Origin of the sequence: Flavobacterium panici, from assembly GCF_024499525.1 — a bacterium.
Classification (GTDB): Bacteria; Bacteroidota; Bacteroidia; order Flavobacteriales; family Flavobacteriaceae; genus Flavobacterium; species Flavobacterium panici.
Genome location: NZ_CP100437.1, coordinates 5,424,009 through 5,441,432 on the forward strand (window position 1 = coordinate 5,424,009; position 17,424 = coordinate 5,441,432).

The following is a 17,424-nucleotide window of genomic DNA, read 5'->3' on the forward strand; positions in this document are numbered from 1 at the left end:
AAGTAAACTATGAGTAATATCATTCGTGTAGTGCTGGCAGATGATCATGTTTTTGTTAGAGACGGAATCAAATCCCTTTTGGAAAACGAAGCAAACATTGAGGTTGTGGGCGAAGCAATTGATGGAGCCGACGCTCTTGACGTGGTAGCGCAAAGCAAACCCGATTTACTTATAGCCGATATTCGTATGCCAAACTTAACCGGTATCGAACTAGTAGAAAAACTTAGAAGCGAAAATAATAACATAAAAATTATTATGCTTTCGATGCACGAATCGGAAGAATACGTATTGAAATCCATAAAAGCCGGAGCCGATGGTTATTTATTGAAAGGTTCAAGCAAAGAAGAATTTTTAAAAGCACTTCATACCGTTTCTGCCGGAGGAAAATATTTCAGTGGAGACATTTCATCTATCTTAATTGGTCAATTGACAAATCCATCTAATTCATTAGAGCCTAAGCAAAACTTAAGCGACGAAATGATGATTACCAAAAGAGAAAAAGAAATCCTGACTCTTTTATTATCCGGAAAAGGAAACAAAGAAATCGCCGAAGCACTTGACATTAGCAAACGAACTGCCGAAGTACATCGCTTTAACCTGATGAAAAAGCTGAAAGTAAAAAACTTAATGGAACTTTCTAATAAGGCAACAGAGTATTCTTTAATCTAATTTTTCGATGAGAAAACTACTTAAATACATTTTTGTAATTTTCATTTTAAGTTCAAAAATATATTCACAAAGCTATTCTCAGGAATATTCAGATTCTATTCAAAAAAAATGGAAATACTTTAAACTAAGACAAAGCGAAAAAGTTATTGTAGTTGAACATACTCCAATTCAAATACTTTGTGGTATTACAGCTTTTGCCTCCATAACAATAGTTAAAACCACCAAAGGAGACACTTTCAGAGTATTGGATTTATGCAGTTTAAAAAAATTCACTCCTAATGAAGAGGTGAATATATCTCCCGAAAAAGCTCCTTCATCTAATGTAAATTTCCCAAAGAAATACGTCGTAGATTCGAAAAATGATAATGAAATTATTGAAGAAAGTAATTATGAAAAAACTATTTTAAAAACAACTTGGGCTTCAATTGAAAAAAGCAAAGAATAATTAAGTATAAATACGTAATTATTTTTCAAAAACTGCGTTTTAGCATATTTTAACTAAGTTATAGTACTTATTTTTACAAAAAATATAAGTGCTATGAAAACTACAAACTCATTATCTCAATCACACAAAATTTTATTTTTGAACACATTGGCTTTTACCGTGTGTTTTGCCTGTTGGACATTAAACGGGGTCTTAGTAACCTTTTTAGTCGATAACGGAATTTTCCACTGGAGCGTTGTTCAGGTGGGATGGCTTTTAGGTATTCCAATTCTAACAGGTTCCATTATGCGTCTTCCTATTGGAATCCTGACAGATAAATTTGGAGGAAAATATGTTTTTTCACTTTTACTGCTTCTCAGCTCGATTCCATTGTTTCTTCTTCCCTACGCCGACAGCTTTTTTATGTTTGCTTTACTTAGTTTCTTCTTCGGAATGGTTGGAACTAGTTTTGCCGTCGGAATTGGTTATACCTCTATTTGGTATCCAAAAGAATGGCAGGGTCGCGCTTTAGGTATCTTCGGAATGGGAAATGCCGGCGCAGCCATAACAACCTTTTTAGCTCCTTCCCTATTAAATCATTTTTCAATTGAAGATCCACAAAACGGCTGGAAAATACTTCCTGTTATTTATGCCATTTCTTTAGTAGTAATTGGGGTTGCTTTTTTGATTTTCACTCAAAACAAAAAACCGGAAAACAATACTAAAACCGTTTCTCAAATGCTGGTTCCTTTAAAATCTGCAAGAGTTTGGCGTTTTGGGGCGTATTACTTTTTAGTTTTTGGTTGTTTTGTAGCCTATTCACAATGGCTTTTGCCAAATTTCATGAACGTTTATCAAACCAGTTTAGTTATGGGAGGTTTGTTTGCAACAATGTTCAGTCTTCCTTCTGGCGTAATCAGGGCTTTTGGAGGTTATTTATCAGATAAATTCGGGGCAAGAAAAGTGATGTATTGGGTTTTAGGATCTTCAGTAGTTTTAAGTGCTTTATTAGCCATTCCGAAAATGGAAATTACAACTACCGGCCCAGGCGTTTTAGCAACCAAAAAAGGAACTATTACCGCTGTTACAAATGATAAAATTAAGATTGGCGAAACAGATTTTGCGGTCGCACAGAAAAAAGAAAAAAATGCCGAAAATGCCATTTTTCCAACTTCAACATCATGGCAGCAAGTTGTTGTCGCAGAAAATCAAAGCGTGAAGAAAAAAGAACTTCTGGCAAAAGGAATTACCGTTATTAAATTTGATGCTAATATGTGGGTTTTCTTAGTTTTAGTAATCCTGATTGGAATTTCATGGGGAATTGGAAAAGCAGCAGTTTACAAATATATTCCCGAATATTTCCCAAATGAAGTGGGTGTTGTAGGCGGAATGGTTGGTATGATTGGCGGTTTGGGTGGTTTCTTTGGCCCTATTATATTCGGATATTTATTAACTGCAACCGGAATCTGGTCTAGTTCATGGATTTTTATTCTGCTTTTTTCAACCGGATGTTTAGTCTGGATGCATTATGCCATTACCAAAAGTGTGAGCAAAAAACAACATAAAACAGTAAAAACAATTGAAAAACAGCAACTTGTACCTGTAACCAATTAAATTTTAAAATAATGACTTTTATCATTAATAAGGGCTTATTTTTCTTATAAATTTACGCCATCAAAAAATTACAAGTTTTATGAAAAAAATAAAATTAATTGCTCTATTCCTTTTTGGTACTGGCGCAGCGATGCAAGCACAAGAATTAGATGTAAATTTACAAATAAGGCCTCGTTTTGAATACCGAAACGGATATAAACAACTTTTGCAAGAAGGTCAGGAAGGAACTTCACAAATTTCACAGCGTTCTCGTTTGAATTTCAATTATAAACAAGAAGATTTAATTGTAAAATTAACGCTGCAAAATACCAGAACCTGGGGTGACGTTGCACCAACAGCTCCAGCAGATAAAAACGGAGTTGCTGTTTTTGAAGCCTGGGCACAATATAATTTCACTGAAAAATGGAGTGCCAGAATGGGACGTCAGGTACTTTCATACGATAATCAGCGTATTTTAGGAGAACAAGACTGGGGACAGCAGGCACAAAGCCATGATGCACTTACAGTTTCATTTCATACTGAAAAACAAAAATTAGATTTTGGGGGAGCTTATAACTCTACTGCCGAAAATGTTCTTCAGACTCCTTATACTGTTGCCAGTTATAAAGCTTTGCAATATGCATGGTATCATAATCAATTTAATGAAGCTTTTGGTTTGAGTTTCTTATTATTGAATACAGGTTACGAGTATGCTCCTGAGCCTGCTCCTTCTACCAAACTATTAGTAGATTACAAACAGACTTTTGGACCTTATATAGCTTATAAAAAAGGTAAAATCGATACTAATTTTTGGGCATACGGTCAAACCGGAAAAAGCACAGACCAACAAGTAAGTGCCTGGAATGCTGCAGCAAATTTTAATTACAGCATAACAGATTCTTTTAAAGCTGGTTTAGGATATGAATTCCTTTCTGGAAAAGATACAAATGACGGAAGTACTGTTATTAAATCTTTCAATCCTATTTTTGGAACCAACCACGGTTTTAATGGTTATATGGATTATTTTTATGTTGGAAATCACTTAAATAATGTTGGTTTACAAGATGCATTTGTCAAATTGAATTACAATGTAAACAAATGGCAGTTTGCTTTGATTCCGCATGTGTTTTTATCTGCTGCTGATGTAGTGACGCCAGTTGAAAAATTAGATTCTTATTTAGGAACTGAAATCGACGCAACTTTTGGCTATAACTTCAAAAAAGACATTACAGTTTCAGGAGGTTATTCTCAAATGTTTGGTTCTAAAACTTTAGAATTTATCAAAAATGGAGATGCCGGACATACCAACAATTGGGCGTGGTTAATGATTTCTGTAAATCCAAGAATTTTTAGCTGGAAAAAATAATTTTTCTTCAAAATTCACTCAAATATTTTACCCTTTTCCTATTTCGGAAAAGGGTATTTTTTTTATTTACAAAAAAGTTACGATATCTCGTTTAATTAATTATATTTGAATCGATTACGAACCCCAAATTCTATCCCCCAAATGAAACAATTTTTAAAACTATCAATGTTAACCTTCATTGTTACGCAACCTGGTATTGGCCAAAAATACAATGATGCTTTAATTTCAAAAAACTCTGAAATTAATTTCGCAAAAACACAAAAAAGAGGCATTAAAAAAGACAACATTATTTATTATGTTGAAAATGATCTGCAAACCATATCAGCCTACAAAAGAAGCAAATTAAAATGGCAGACTAATGTAATTTCTGTTTGCGGAAAACCAAAAAAAGGAGAACCTGAAATTAGATATGTAGGATATAATTCAAATAAGCTGCTTATCGTTATCGGAAAACATAATTTTGCTGAAATTGACATTAATAGTGGTGAAACAAAATTTGTTGGTTAAGATTAAAAAACAAAGCGATCTTTAATAGAATTTTCTAAAATATACATTTTAAATTACCCTTTTTCAGTTTTGGAAAAGGGTATTTTATTTTGAATGTTTTGGAATATTCTTTAATATATTTGATTGAAATTATTTTCATCATTTAAACTGATATATTGAAAAGAACAACAAAAATAATAACAATAAACTCAATTAATCAAATTCCTTCATTAGAAGAAATTAGAAAAATACCCAGAACCAAAGCCCTAAAAATTATTTTTGAAAATTCAGTCCAAAATCAACGAGAATCTATTGGTCAAAATTTTAAAAAGCAATTACAAGGATTTCAGGTTGGAATTCATCTTTTAAATCCAGAAATTAATATTGCTAAACTAATTACAGATCAAGAAATTGAAGAACACCAACTCTTTTTTGAGAATTGTGCTAAGGATTATAGAGAATTAGGTGAAAAGTTAATCTTCAAACTTGCCGAACAGCTTAAAATTACAATCAATTCAGATTGTCCTTGGATAACATTTAATCAGTTTTTGAGAAACAACAAACAAGCTGGAAAATTTGAAGAATGGAGATACTTTTTTCATGGTTTTCATTGCGGTTTTGAAAACAAAAAAACGGGTCAAATGATTGAAGTTCCACTTGTTTTCGGTCTTGAATTTGGAGATTTAGATCCATACTTTTTTACTAATTTTATAAAATCAACACCTCATTATAAACCTTTGCCTGTGAAGATTTATGAGGATTATGCAGATGGAGTTAGAATAAATGAAAAGATGCTTTCTCTTGGTAAATTTGAACATATCAATTCAAATTTTAAAAATCACACAGGAATTGTAGTTACAGATCGAGAAAAAATAGAAATCAAAGAATATATCCCTGAAGAACAAACTACAAAAAGAAAATTTAGTTTTTGGAAGTTTATAGGACTCAAATTTTAAATTCTTTTCAAATGAAACTCATAGCTTGGAATTGCAACATGGCATTCAGAAAAAAAGCAGAATTCATTCTAGCCCACAATCCTGATATTGCTGTAATTTCTGAGTGTGAAAACCCTGAAAAATTAAAGTTTCCAAACGGAACACAATTACCAAACGATATTCTTTGGTACGGAACAAATCCGCATAAAGGACTTGGCGTTTTCTCTTATAGCGATTATCGATTTCAACTTTTGGATTGCCATAATCCAAACTATAAAAACATTTTACCAATAGCCGTAACTGGCGGAAAATTAGATTTTTTCTTATTTGCAATCTGGGCAAACAATCCTGAAGATAAAGACGGACAATATGTAACTCAGGTCTGGAAAGCCATTAATTATTATGAAGATCTAATTAAAGAAACCAAAACCATTTTAATTGGAGATTTCAACAGTAATACGATTTGGGACAAACCACGAAGAGAAGGAAATCATACAACGGTTGTAAACAAATTAGGCGACAAGAATATTTTTAGCACTTATCATAAATATTTTAATCAAATTCAGGGTAAAGAAGAGCATCCAACTTTATATCTTTATAGACACGAAAACAAACCGTATCATCTGGATTATTGCTTTGCTTCAAATGATTTTATTGAAGCCCTGGAAAGTGTCGAAATAGGAACTTATCAAGATTGGACAGCGCTCAGCGACCACAAACCTTTAATAATTAAATTCAATATATAAACCATGAACAACTGGACTCAGCGATGGGACGACCGTTACAGCAGCGAAGAGTTTGCGTACGGCGAAGACCCCAACAATTATTTAAAAGAACAATTAGAAAAACTAAATCCCGGCGCTATTCTTTTTCCTGCCGAAGGCGAAGGACGAAATGCCATTTTTGCAGCAAAATTAGGCTGGAACGTTTCTGCTTTTGATATTAGTGAAGAAGGAAAAAACAAAGCTTTAAAACTTGCCGAAGCAAACAATGTTTCAATTGATTATCAAGTCGGCGAATTAGAAACGCTGGATTTTTATACAGCACAATTTGATGCGATTGCTTTGATTTATGCTCATTTTCCGGCAGAAATTAAATCGGTAATTCACAAACAGCTGGATAAACTATTACGCAAAAATGGGGTTATTATTTTTGAAGCTTTCAGCAAAAAGCATTTAGAATATCTAGCCGTAAACGAAAAAGTAGGCGGTCCAAAAGATATCGAATCTTTATTTTCTATCGAAGAAATCAAAGCCGATTTCCTTAATTATGAAATCATCGAATTAGAAGAAAAAGAAATCGAACTCAACGAAGGTTTATTCCATAACGGAAAAGGTTCTGTAATTCGTTTTATTGGCAGAAAAAAATAAATTATACTCGACGTGGAGACGCATTGCGGTGCGTCTCTACAAAAAAACCTCTCTTTTTTATGCTCAAAAAATCATTAAAAATACTTTTAGGATTTACAATCTTTTTAATGATCTCAATTATCTATTTACTGAGCGACTTCAATCCTATTTATAAAAATGAAGAGTTTTTATTTATAACCAAAGAATTAAAAAATGCTCAAAAAGAAGATTTCCAAGCTTTTATTTTTACATACAATAAAATTTATAAAAAAATAAAAGAACCAAGTTGTCCTTGTCAAAATGCTGCAAACTGATATTAGAAATACATCTTTATTAAAAAGAGCTCTTTATTTGCTAAAAATAAAAAAAGAATTTAGTCATGACGAATGTCTTAAATTCGTTTTAGTACACTACGATTTTGGATTTGATAACATTGGAATAAAAGATGCTTCAAAATTTTACTTCAAAAAAGATTTAGAAAAACTGAATGAAAAACAAATAATAACTTTAGTTGTAATATTTCGAAATTCAGGACTATATAATCCTATCCAAAACAAAAAGAAACTTGATGCTAAAGTTTTATTATTTGAAAAAATCCTGCATAACAAATAAGTACTAATACGTAAATAAATTAGAAATATTTATGCTCCATAATTTCAGATCTCAATTCTGAAACTTCCAAAATCCCAATTCGTTTTCCAACTGTTTTTATCAACTCTTCTTTTTTCAAACTCGAAATAACGCGTATCGCTTGTTCTTCTGTAGTTCCTGCAAAATCGGCAATTTCTTTTCGGGAAAGATCAATATCGATCAAACCATTGATTTGTCCAAACTTACGATGAATATAAAGCAATAAATCAATCACGCGTTCGCGAACATTCATGTGCGCAATTTTACGAATATTGTTCTCGCTTTTGTTTAATTCTTCCGCATAAAACAACATTAAAGCATATGTAAATTCAGGAACTTGTTTTAAAATATCAAGCATAGTTTCATTACTGAAATTACATAAAACGGTATCTTCCAGCGCATAAGCACCAATTAAGTATTTTTTACCCGTTCCAAATCCGCGAAAGCCTATTGTGTCTCCGTTTTTTGTGAGACGTACGATTTGTTCTCGTCCGTTTATTCCGGTTTTTACTGTTTTTGCTTTTCCCTTACAAATAAAGTAAAGTCCTTGCAACGGCGCGCCTTCGGTAATAAATTGATCCGATTTTTTGCAGACAATATTCTGCTTTTTAGAAACAAACTGGCTCATTTGCTCTAAATGCAGGTGTTTCTTGATAAAACAATTTTCATTGGTACAAGAATAACAAGCGGTTTGTTCTTCTTTCATGAGTCCAAATTTTTATCGGATTAAAAACTAATTTGTTGTTACTCATTTGATTTGATCAAAAATAGAAAAATAAATTTAAAAAATACGTATTTATACGTAAAAATACTTATTTTTGTGTAAGTGATTTATCTAAATCCCTGCAGATTCAAGAAATAGTATCTAAAAAAGAACTGTAATGCAAAATACCAAAATCAAAACTACCTGTTCGTATTGTGGCGTTGGCTGCGGCATAATCGTAACCAACGATGCCAAAAACGGCGTAATGGTAGAAGGCGACAAAGATCATCCGGTTAATAAAGGAATGTTATGTTCTAAAGGAATGAATCTGCATTACGTAGTCAACGATACTTCAGACAGAATTTTATATCCTGAAATGCGCGGTAGTAAATCCTATCCGCTCGAACGCGTGAGTTGGGATACCGCACTTGATCGCGCAGCAGCTGTATTTTCTTCTATTATAAAAAAACATGGCCCTGACAGCGTTGGGTTTTATATTTCGGGACAATGTTTAACTGAGGAATATTATTTGGTAAACAAACTCGTAAAAGGTTTTTTGAAAACCAATAATATCGATACCAATTCCCGACTTTGCATGAGTTCTGCCGTTGTCGGTTATAAAAAAACTTTCGGAGAAGATTCTGTTCCAATTGCTTACGATGATATTGAACTTGCCGATACACTTTTAATTACTGGTGCAAATCCTGCTTGGTGTCATCCCATTTTATTTCGAAGAATTGAAAAACACAAAGAGAAAAATCCTAAAACAAAAATAATCGTAATAGATCCGAGGCGAACAGATACCGCCGCTTTTGCCGATATCCATTTACAGATTATTCCCGGTTCAGACATTATTTTATATCATGCTATTGCGAAACGCATTATCGAAAAAGGTTATGTAGATCATGATTTCGTTAAAAATCACGCAGAAAATTTCAAACAATATAAAGATTTAGTTTTAGGAACTTCTTTAGAAAAAGCCTCTAAACTCTGCGGAATTCCAGTAAACGATATTAAACTCGCCGCCGACACAATCGGAAAAGCAAAAGGTTTCCTTTCTTTTTGGGCAATGGGATTAAACCAAAGTGCTGTTGGCGTTGACAAAAACACCGCTTTGCTTAATTTATCTTTATTAACAGGACAAGTTGGAAAGCCGGGTTCAGGACCTTTTTCATTAACCGGACAGCCTAACGCAATGGGAGGACGTGAAGTTGGAGGAATGGCAACGCTTTTGGCCGCGCACAAAGATATCGCTAATCCAACGCATAGAAAAGAAGTCGCAGATTTCTGGGGCGTTGACGAACTTTCAGATAAACCAGGATTGACAGCAACAGAAATGTTTGACGCCTTAGAATCTGGAAAAATGAAAGCCGTTTGGATTATCTGCACGAATCCGCTAGTGAGTTTACCTGATTCCAGAAGAATTGAAAAAGCACTGCAAAACGCTAAATTCGTTGTCGTTCAGGATATTTCGCATAATGCCGATACCGCAAAATTTGCCGATTTACTTCTACCTGCCGCCGGGTGGTTAGAAAAAGAAGGAACGATGACCAACTCAGAGCGTCGTATTTCTTATCTTTCAAAAGGAATAAATGCGCCCGGAGAAGCACTTCCGGATATTGAAATTCTAATTCGTTTTGCTAAAAAAATGAATTTTCACGGATTCAATTTTAATAGTGCCGAAGAAATCTACAAAGAACATTGTGCGCTTACCAAAGGCACAAACATCGATATTTCATTTTTAAATTATCATCGATTAAAAACCGAAGGCACTTTTCAATGGCCCGTTCCAGATTACGGACATCCGGGAACTCCCCGACTATTTACTGATAAAAAATTCTATACGCCGTCACAAAAAGCAATTTTCAACCTTCCGGTTTCAATAGAAAATACATCGGTACAGCCAAATGCAGAATTTCCGTTTATTTTAACAACAGGAAGAATTCGCGATCAATGGCATACCATGACAAAAACCGGAAAAGTATCAAGATTGTTGACTCATATTCCGAGTCCGGTTTTAGAAATAAACCCAATTGATGCTTTTAAAAATGAAATTAAAAATGGTGATATCGTTACCGTTACAAGTAAAAATGGCGAAGTTCGCGTAAAAGCAAAAGTTACAGATTCCATTAAAGAAAAAGTAGTTTTCCTGCCAATGCATTGGGGAAAACAACTCGAAAATGATTTGAATAGAACTAACAATTTAACCAATACTGTTGTCGATCCGGTTTCAAAAGAACCTGATTTTAAATTCACCACCGTTTCGATTACAAAATATGTAAAACCATTTCAAAAAATTGCAATTGTAGGCGCTGGAGCGGCTTCTTTCAGGTTTATTCAAAACTACCGTGAATTCAATACAACCGATGAAATTATTGTTTTTTCGAATGAAATAAATCCGTTTTACAATCGTGTTTTACTTCCGGAATATATGACGGGAGAATTCACTTGGGAACAGCTTTTAAAAGTAAAAGACGGCGAGGCTTTAAATAAGCTCAACATTACCATGAAAGCCGGAGTTGCGATTGATAAAATAGATACAGCCAATAAAATTATAAAAGACAGTTTAGGCGAAACTCATACTTTCGATTCCTTAATTCTGGCAACCGGAAGCCGTCCTTTTATTCCAGAAAACGCACAGCTTCATCTTCCGAGCCGATTTACCGTACGAAGAAAAGAAGATGCAGATCGATTAAAAAAACATCTTGACAGCACTAATCTTCCACCCGAAGAACAGCATGTTGTGATTATTGGCGGCGGATTATTAGGATTAGAATTGGCCGCCGCTTTAAAACATAAAAAAGTAAAAACAACCATAATTCAGAGAGCTTCGCGTTTGATGGAACGTCAGCTGGATTTGATTTCCAGTAAATTATTGGCCGAAGAAGTTCAGCTTCGTGATATTCAGATTTATTTTGATAATGAAGTTAGTACCGTTTTTGAAACTGATAATCCGAACGAAATTGAAATCGCACTGAAAAGCGGCAGAATCATTACCGCAAATGCCATCGTTTATACCATCGGAACAATTCCGAATATAGAAATTGCCAGAGAAAGCGGACTTTCCTGCGGACGCGGCGTGAAAGTAAATCAGTATTTACAAACCTCAAATCCTGATATTTTTGCGATTGGAGAAATCGCCGAATTCAATAATAAATTATTCGGAATTACTTCGGCTGCCGAAGAACAGGCCGATATTCTGGCTAACTTTTTAGCCGGCGATATCAGCAGTTATTATAAAGGTTCGGTTTTAATGAATATTTTAAAACTCGAAGATTTAAATCTTTGCAGTATTGGTGATATTGAAATTCCGGAAAATGACGATTCATTTGAAGAAATTGTTTTTGCCGATTTGAAAAAACGCTATTACAAAAAATGCATCGTAAAAGACGATTTGCTTGTGGGAGCGATTTTAATGGGCGATAAAAACGAGTTCGCCGAATTCAAAACGATGATAGAAAGCAAAATCGAATTATCAGACAAACGAAATTTATTATTAAGAGGAAGCTCAAGCGCAAAACCTGTTTTAGGAAAATTAGTTTGTTCCTGCAGTCAGGTTGGAGCCGGAAATATCGAAGAAACAATAAAAAGCGGTGTAAACAATTTCACCGATTTATGCAAAAACACAGGCGCCGGTTTAGGCTGCGGAAGTTGTAAAACAGAAGTAAAAGAGATATTGGCAAAGTGTAAAGTTTAGTTGATTTTGTTAGATTGTGCAGATCTAACCGCAAAGTTCGCAAAGGTTTTTTGTAAAGTTTCGCAAAGATTTATATTCTCTGCTTAAGATTATTTTCTAAAGAAAAAAGTTCACAAAGCTATGCGCTAAATCTTTACTTAATGCTTTGTGAACTTTGGCAACTTACTAAAGATAAAGTAAAAAAGCTTTGCTAAACTTTGCGAAAATCCTTTGTGAACTTTGCGGTAAAATTTATACCCAAAGTAAAGCAACCTGAAACCTGAAACAAAGAAAACCTGAAACAAAGAAGAAATGGAGTTAACAAGATTAATAGTAAAAGGAGGCGTTATTTCGCCGGGAGAGTTGAGAGAAGTCGTTAATATGGCTGCAGATCAAGGACTGGATTCCATTTCATTTGGTTCTAGACAAGATATTATTTTTCCAAAAGGTTTTACATCTTTGGACAAAACGGCTTTAGGAAAACATCATTTTGTTTATCCCGATCAAAAAAGCGGTAATAATATTGTTTCGTCTTATGTTTCGACAGATATTTTCAGAAATACAAATTGGCTTACCGGAAATAAATTCCTTTATATATTGGAACTTTTTAAAGAACAGCCCAAACTTAAAGTCAATATAAACGATCCAAAACAGCAATTGGTTCCGTTGTTTACCGGACATTTAAACTTCATTGCTTCAGAACACGAAGATTATTGGTACTTATATATTCGTTTACCAAAATGGGAACGCATGGAAGTTTATCCTGTTTTAATTTACAGCTGGGATATTGCCAAATTCTATTATGAAATCGAAAAAATTACCGCCGAAGAATCTATAGTAATCGATTTGATTTTTAATCTGGTAAGCGAAGCTTTAGACACCAATAACAGAACTATTGACAAACCTTTGAACATTCCGTTTTATCCGTTTCCTTATTACGAAGGAATGAACAGAATGGGAATCGATCAATATTGGTTAGGATTATATTGGCGAAATAATTTATACGATCTCGATTTCCTAAAAGAAATGTGCGATTTGTGTTTCGACTGTAAAATTGGGAAAATCTGTATCACGCCCTGGAAATCTTTTATCATAAAAGGAATTCCAAAAGATCGAAAACTGGAATGGGAAAAATTCTTAGGCAAACGTGGAATCAACGTTCGCCATTCGCTGTTAGAACTCAACTGGCATTTACCCGTTGCAATGGAATGGGCATTGAACTTAAAAACATTTTTGGTTCGTACGCTCGATCAATTTGATATCAGTACTTACGGATTGAATTTCGGAATTTCCGAATACAATCGTGATGGTCATTATTTTACTTCTATCGTAATTGAAAAAAACGAACTTCCAGCTGCTTTAGAATCCATTAAAATTCGTGATACATATAATGTATTATATGCGAAAAATTTCGATCCAAATACACGCGAGTACATTGTGCATTCCCAAGACATTGACAAACTCGAACTGCCAACGATTTTAATTGAATTAAGTCGGAAATATTTTAATGAACTCGGAAACGCAACAACAGAATCCACCGAAAAAACGCAGAAAAAAGAAAAGCCGCAACAAGATATTTATCAATGTCAGGAATGCTTAACACTTTATAAACCTGAATACGGAGACGAAAGCCAAGGTATTCCAAAAGGTATTTCATTTACAGATTTAGGCGAAGATTATTGCTGTTCCTTATGCGAAGCACCAAAAAGCAATTTCAAAATTCTGGACACAAGCGATAGCGAACTAACGAAGTAAATTGCAGAGAATTAATATCAATCATAATAATTAGGAGCTTATTCCTGCTGTCCACTATATCTTTTATCTCGTAATGACGAGACCATAAAAGGATGCCGCTCCCATCAGGGCTAGGAAACTCGTTTTCAAAAGAAACAACAAGTAAATACATTTTACATCTTACATTCGCAATTCAATTTTACCTCTCTCTTTTTAACAATATCAGCATTTATACAGCAATTTCCTCTATTTTTTCATGTAGAATTGTTAAGAAATTTTAGTTTTTAATTTTTCTAAAAAAGTCAAATAATTTACTTTCAAATAGTTAAACTAAAATCTCACCAAAAAACTTAACATTGGGAGACTTGTTTTATAGTTATCTTTACTTAACCATAAATTAACAATTTGATCACATTGTTATTAATAATCCTCATTTAAAAGCACATTTATATGGAAAACAAGAACGAAGAAGTAACCCCTGAGAAAATCGATTCACCTACAACTGAAAATATTCAGCCCGCAGCAGAAAGTGTAAAAGCTGAAGAAAAAACACCAGCAAAAGCACCTGTTCGTAAAGCTGCTCCAGTTAAAACTGCGACAACGGCTAAACCAGCATCAACAACTGCAAAACCTGCTGCAACAGCTGTAAAAAAACCAGCAGCTACAGCAAAAGCTCCGGCAGCATCTGTTTCAAAAACAGCTGTAACTACACCAAAACCGGCAGCACGCAGAGCTCCTGCTAAAAAAGTATTGACTCCAACTATTAAACCGGAGGCTGTAAAAACAGTGGTTACAAAAACTGCTGTTACTGATGCTAAAGAAGAAAGCACAAATGAAGCAGCTACAACTGTAGAAACTGCTAAAAATAAATCTGATAAAAAAGTAAAGAAAGTGAAGGACAAAGAAAAGGACAAAGCGAAAAAGAAATTAGCTAAGAAAAAAGAGAAAGCTAAAAAAGACAAGCAGAAAGAAAAAGCCAAGAAAGCAAAATTAAAAGCTGCAGCTAAGAAAAAAGAAAAAGCTAAAAAAGCAAAAGATAAAGCGAAAGCAAAAAAAATTGCTAAAAAGAAAGTTAAGTCTAAAAAAAAGGCTAAAGCTAAAAAGAAAAAATAATATCTAAGAAAGGTTTGACTTTAATAAAGTTGAACCTTTTTTTTATGCGTTCCTCGCAAGGACATACTGTACGAAGGCTTCGACTTCGCTCAGCCTGACAATCGTAATTGTTATGTCACCCTGAGCAAAGTCGAAGGGCATATAGTAATGTGTTACAATTAACAATTAACAATTAACAATTAATAATTCACAATTGACTTTTACCCCCCAATCGCAATCATACTGCGATTATCAAAATGTTTGGCAGGATCATTCATTTCAACAATTGTAACCATTCCGGCGCGGACTTTCTTTTTATTTTGAACAGATTCAGAAATCAAATTTGTAATCGATTCGCCATTTCTAAAAGGCGTTAAAAGATCTGTTTCTGAATTCGAGAAAAGGCAGTTTTTAATTTTTCCATCGGCAGTTAAACGAATTCGGTTGCAGCTATCACAAAACGGATTTGTAATCGAACTTATAATTCCGAAATCACCTTGAAAACCTTTTATTTTATACGTTCTGGCCGTGAAGTTTTTTTCATCCTCCAGTTTTTGAATTTCATCTTCTAAAAAAGCATCTCCAACTAAAGATAAAATCTCATTTTGAGAAACCATTTTGCTTCTGTCCCACTCGTTTCCGGCAAACGGCATAAACTCAATAAACCTTACCGAAATAGGCAGAAATTGTGTTAGTTTAACGAAATCAACAATTTCGTTATCATTAAAACCTTTCATTAAAACTACATTTACTTTGACTTGAAAATCATGATTCAAAAGTAAATGCAGATTATCTACAACCTTTTCAAATTGATTTCTGAGTGTTATAGAATGAAATTTAGACGAAACCAAAGTATCTAAACTCAAATTGATTTTTTTGACTTTAAACTGCTTTAAAGTGTCTATATGACGATCGATTAAAATTCCGTTTGTCGTTATGGAAAGTGAAATATTTAAATCAGCTAATTTTGAAATTATCTCCGGAAAATCTTTTCGTAAAAGTGGTTCTCCGCCTGTTAATCTAATTTTGTCAACACCATTTTGTACAAAAGTCTGGGCGATACCAAAAATCTCGTCAGCTGTCATTAAACTAGCTTTAGGAGAAAGCGCAATTCCGTCGGCCGGCATGCAATACGTACAACGCAGGTTGCATTTTTCCAGCAGCGAAATACGCAGATAGTTGTGTCTGCGCCCAAAAACATCCGTCAAAATTGTGTTAGAGGCTGTCATGATTTTTTCCTTTTAAAATATGAAAGACGTGCATTACATGCGGAAAAACAGCGTCCATCGATTCTCTCGCTCCGTTTGTTGAACCCGGCAGAGCCAAAACTAAACTTTTACCCAAAGTTCCGGCTACAGTTCTCGAAAGCATTGCATAAGGCATTCTTTGTTGTCCGTAATCGCGAATTGCTTCCTCGATTCCCGGAATTCTGCTTTCTAATATTGGCGATAAAGCTTCCGGCGTTACATCTCTTGGAGATAATCCAGTTCCGCCCGTAAAAATCACCAATTGATTATCTTTTGCGTAAGCTTTTGTTTTTTCCTGAATAATATCCAATTCATCAGGAATAATTTCATAATGAGAAGTTTCAACTCCGTATGAATCTAATTTTTCCACAATGATTTTTCCAGATCTGTCTTCTTTATCTCCTGCGAAAATCGAGTCAGAACAAACAAAAACAGCTGCCTTTATAGCATTCGGAAATTTATTTTTAAAAGAAGATTTCCCGCCTTCTTTATTAATCAATTTGATAGTCGAAATTTCGATTTCTTTATCAATTGGTTTCAGCATATCGTACATTGTCAATGCGACAATCGATGCGCCATGCATGGCTTCAACCTCAACTCCGGTTTTATAAACGGTTTTTACATTGAAGATAATCTGAATCTCCAATCCTTCAATTTTATATTCAACCGAAGTAAATTCAATTGGAAGCGGATGACAATCCGGAATAGACAAATGCGTATTTTTTACCGCAAATAATCCTGCCGTTTTTGCCATTTCGAGCACATTTCCTTTCGGAACCAAATTATTCACCACCGCATCAATCGTTTCTTGTCTGCTGACTTTTACAATTGCCGTTGCAGTTGCTTTTCTTAATGTGCTTATTTTATGCGTAATATCTACCATTCTATTTTATTAGGTATTTTGTTTCCAGGTGAATGTATCGTTTTCAAACATTTCTTTACCAAAAATCGGCACATCGGTTTTAATCCAGTTTACGATCGCTTCTGTTGCTTCATAAACTTGTTTGCGACGTGTTGCCGAAACAAACACAAACAAACAAATTTCACCTGCTTTTACAACGCCCAAACTATGGTAAATGTGCATGCAGGTTAAATCGAATTTAGCGAAAGCTTTTTCGCGAATGGTATGCAAAGCTTCATTTGCCATATCAGTATAAGCTGAATAATCAATCGCCACGACTGTATTATCGTGAATTACATCGGCACGAACTTGTCCCAAAAAAATATTGTGCGCCCCAATTGTATGTTTCGATTGATGTTTCGCAATCGACTCGGCTATAAATTCTGGAGATATTGGCCCTTCTACAAATACATTTTTACTCATTCTTTATGTTTTTTTTGCCACAGATTATATGGATTAAAATGATTTTTTCTTTTGCTACGAATTACACTAATTTTCACTAATTAAAATCTGTAGTAAAGAAAATTAACATCAATATTGTCATTTCGACGAAGGAGAAATCTTCGCAAGAAACTCCGCACAGTAATTCGCTAATCTTTGTCGAGCTACTTACGAAGAT

17 protein-coding genes are annotated in these 17,424 nt (G+C 34.1%); 13 read left to right on the top strand and 4 right to left on the bottom strand.

Annotated elements, in window-relative coordinates:
• Window positions 1-9 precede the first annotated feature (9 nt).
• From NLJ00_RS22585 to NLJ00_RS22630, 10 genes are all read left to right on the top strand, one after another.
• A complete protein-coding gene (locus tag NLJ00_RS22585) occupies window positions 10-669 on the top strand; it encodes a response regulator transcription factor (RefSeq protein WP_053470263.1) in 660 nt (219 codons plus the stop codon).
• Between the two features lie 7 nt (window positions 670-676).
• Window positions 677-1,114 carry a hypothetical protein gene (locus tag NLJ00_RS22590; RefSeq protein WP_256635498.1) on the top strand — a complete coding sequence of 146 codons (438 nt, stop codon included), beginning with the start codon at window positions 677-679 and terminating at the stop codon, window positions 1,112-1,114.
• Window positions 1,115-1,207: 93 nt separating this feature from the next.
• Window positions 1,208-2,707, top strand: a complete 1,500-nt coding sequence (locus NLJ00_RS22595; RefSeq protein ID WP_256635499.1) for an MFS transporter — start codon at window positions 1,208-1,210, stop codon at window positions 2,705-2,707.
• 79 nt (window positions 2,708-2,786) lie between these two features.
• Window positions 2,787-4,052 carry an alginate export family protein gene (locus NLJ00_RS22600; RefSeq protein WP_256635500.1) on the top strand — a complete coding sequence of 422 codons (1,266 nt, stop codon included), beginning with the start codon at window positions 2,787-2,789 and terminating at the stop codon, window positions 4,050-4,052.
• A 141-nt stretch (window positions 4,053-4,193) separates the two neighbouring features.
• Window positions 4,194-4,559 carry a hypothetical protein gene (locus tag NLJ00_RS22605; protein ID WP_053470266.1) on the top strand — a complete coding sequence of 122 codons (366 nt, stop codon included), beginning with the start codon at window positions 4,194-4,196 and terminating at the stop codon, window positions 4,557-4,559.
• 155 nt (window positions 4,560-4,714) lie between these two features.
• The gene (locus NLJ00_RS22610) at window positions 4,715-5,494 is read left to right on the top strand and encodes a DUF6896 domain-containing protein (RefSeq protein ID WP_256635501.1); all 780 of its coding nucleotides are present in this window, start codon (window positions 4,715-4,717) and stop codon (window positions 5,492-5,494) included.
• A gap of 11 nt (window positions 5,495-5,505) precedes the next feature.
• Window positions 5,506-6,219: an endonuclease/exonuclease/phosphatase family protein gene (locus NLJ00_RS22615; RefSeq protein ID WP_256635502.1), complete on the top strand. Its 714-nt coding sequence runs from the start codon at window positions 5,506-5,508 to the stop codon at window positions 6,217-6,219.
• Window positions 6,220-6,222: 3 nt separating this feature from the next.
• Complete coding sequence (locus NLJ00_RS22620) at window positions 6,223-6,843, top strand: class I SAM-dependent methyltransferase (RefSeq protein ID WP_256635503.1); 621 nt, start codon at window positions 6,223-6,225, stop codon at window positions 6,841-6,843.
• A gap of 59 nt (window positions 6,844-6,902) precedes the next feature.
• Entirely contained in the window at window positions 6,903-7,136 is a 234-nt protein-coding gene (locus tag NLJ00_RS22625; protein WP_256635504.1) for a hypothetical protein, read from the top strand.
• The gene (locus NLJ00_RS22630) at window positions 7,123-7,434 is read left to right on the top strand and encodes a transglycosylase domain-containing protein (protein WP_319800418.1); all 312 of its coding nucleotides are present in this window, start codon (window positions 7,123-7,125) and stop codon (window positions 7,432-7,434) included. The genes NLJ00_RS22625 and NLJ00_RS22630 overlap by 14 nt, the downstream gene beginning before the upstream one ends.
• Before the next feature lie 19 nt (window positions 7,435-7,453).
• Here NLJ00_RS22630 and NLJ00_RS22635 read toward each other — a convergent pair whose 3' ends face one another.
• A complete protein-coding gene (locus NLJ00_RS22635; protein WP_053470271.1) occupies window positions 7,454-8,158 on the bottom strand; it encodes a Crp/Fnr family transcriptional regulator in 705 nt (234 codons plus the stop codon).
• A gap of 175 nt (window positions 8,159-8,333) precedes the next feature.
• Between NLJ00_RS22635 and NLJ00_RS22640 the strand changes: the two genes are divergently transcribed.
• From NLJ00_RS22640 to NLJ00_RS22650, 3 genes are all read left to right on the top strand, one after another.
• The gene (locus NLJ00_RS22640; RefSeq protein ID WP_256635505.1) at window positions 8,334-11,852 is read left to right on the top strand and encodes a nitrate reductase; all 3,519 of its coding nucleotides are present in this window, start codon (window positions 8,334-8,336) and stop codon (window positions 11,850-11,852) included.
• 291 nt (window positions 11,853-12,143) lie between these two features.
• A complete protein-coding gene (locus NLJ00_RS22645) occupies window positions 12,144-13,586 on the top strand; it encodes a rubredoxin (protein WP_256635506.1) in 1,443 nt (480 codons plus the stop codon).
• 429 nt (window positions 13,587-14,015) lie between these two features.
• Window positions 14,016-14,678 carry a hypothetical protein gene (locus NLJ00_RS22650; RefSeq protein ID WP_256635507.1) on the top strand — a complete coding sequence of 221 codons (663 nt, stop codon included), beginning with the start codon at window positions 14,016-14,018 and terminating at the stop codon, window positions 14,676-14,678.
• Between the two features lie 200 nt (window positions 14,679-14,878).
• Here NLJ00_RS22650 and moaA read toward each other — a convergent pair whose 3' ends face one another.
• From moaA to NLJ00_RS22665, 3 genes are read right to left on the bottom strand one after another with little or no spacing between them, the layout of a single operon-like run.
• Window positions 14,879-15,886 carry a GTP 3',8-cyclase MoaA gene (gene moaA / locus NLJ00_RS22655; RefSeq protein ID WP_256635508.1) on the bottom strand — a complete coding sequence of 336 codons (1,008 nt, stop codon included), beginning with the start codon at window positions 15,884-15,886 and terminating at the stop codon, window positions 14,879-14,881.
• Window positions 15,873-16,787, bottom strand: coding sequence for a bifunctional molybdenum cofactor biosynthesis protein MoaC/MoaB (gene moaCB, locus NLJ00_RS22660; protein WP_256635509.1), 915 nt, complete (start codon window positions 16,785-16,787; stop codon window positions 15,873-15,875). The genes moaA and moaCB overlap by 14 nt, the downstream gene beginning before the upstream one ends.
• 9 nt (window positions 16,788-16,796) lie before the next feature.
• Window positions 16,797-17,228, bottom strand: coding sequence for a molybdenum cofactor biosynthesis protein MoaE (locus tag NLJ00_RS22665; protein ID WP_007807486.1), 432 nt, complete (start codon window positions 17,226-17,228; stop codon window positions 16,797-16,799).
• Window positions 17,229-17,424: the final 196 nt, after the last annotated feature.

What these genes read in the sequence shown, in the direction of transcription:
- NLJ00_RS22585 (WP_053470263.1), top strand. Translation starts at nt 10, where the DNA reads ATGAGTAATATCATTCGTGTAGTGCTGGCAGATGATCATGTTTTTGTT.
- NLJ00_RS22590 (WP_256635498.1), top strand. Translation starts at nt 677, where the DNA reads ATGAGAAAACTACTTAAATACATTTTTGTAATTTTCATTTTAAGTTCA.
- NLJ00_RS22595 (WP_256635499.1), top strand. Translation starts at nt 1,208, where the DNA reads ATGAAAACTACAAACTCATTATCTCAATCACACAAAATTTTATTTTTG.
- NLJ00_RS22600 (WP_256635500.1), top strand. Translation starts at nt 2,787, where the DNA reads ATGAAAAAAATAAAATTAATTGCTCTATTCCTTTTTGGTACTGGCGCA.
- NLJ00_RS22605 (WP_053470266.1), top strand. Translation starts at nt 4,194, where the DNA reads ATGAAACAATTTTTAAAACTATCAATGTTAACCTTCATTGTTACGCAA.
- NLJ00_RS22615 (WP_256635502.1), top strand. Translation starts at nt 5,506, where the DNA reads ATGAAACTCATAGCTTGGAATTGCAACATGGCATTCAGAAAAAAAGCA.
- NLJ00_RS22620 (WP_256635503.1), top strand. Translation starts at nt 6,223, where the DNA reads ATGAACAACTGGACTCAGCGATGGGACGACCGTTACAGCAGCGAAGAG.
- NLJ00_RS22625 (WP_256635504.1), top strand. Translation starts at nt 6,903, where the DNA reads ATGCTCAAAAAATCATTAAAAATACTTTTAGGATTTACAATCTTTTTA.
- NLJ00_RS22630 (WP_319800418.1), top strand. Translation starts at nt 7,123, where the DNA reads ATGCTGCAAACTGATATTAGAAATACATCTTTATTAAAAAGAGCTCTT.
- NLJ00_RS22635 (WP_053470271.1), bottom strand. Translation starts at nt 8,158, where the DNA reads ATGAAAGAAGAACAAACCGCTTGTTATTCTTGTACCAATGAAAATTGT.
- NLJ00_RS22640 (WP_256635505.1), top strand. Translation starts at nt 8,334, where the DNA reads ATGCAAAATACCAAAATCAAAACTACCTGTTCGTATTGTGGCGTTGGC.
- NLJ00_RS22645 (WP_256635506.1), top strand. Translation starts at nt 12,144, where the DNA reads ATGGAGTTAACAAGATTAATAGTAAAAGGAGGCGTTATTTCGCCGGGA.
- NLJ00_RS22650 (WP_256635507.1), top strand. Translation starts at nt 14,016, where the DNA reads ATGGAAAACAAGAACGAAGAAGTAACCCCTGAGAAAATCGATTCACCT.
- moaA (WP_256635508.1), bottom strand. Translation starts at nt 15,886, where the DNA reads ATGACAGCCTCTAACACAATTTTGACGGATGTTTTTGGGCGCAGACAC.
- moaCB (WP_256635509.1), bottom strand. Translation starts at nt 16,787, where the DNA reads ATGGTAGATATTACGCATAAAATAAGCACATTAAGAAAAGCAACTGCA.
- NLJ00_RS22665 (WP_007807486.1), bottom strand. Translation starts at nt 17,228, where the DNA reads ATGAGTAAAAATGTATTTGTAGAAGGGCCAATATCTCCAGAATTTATA.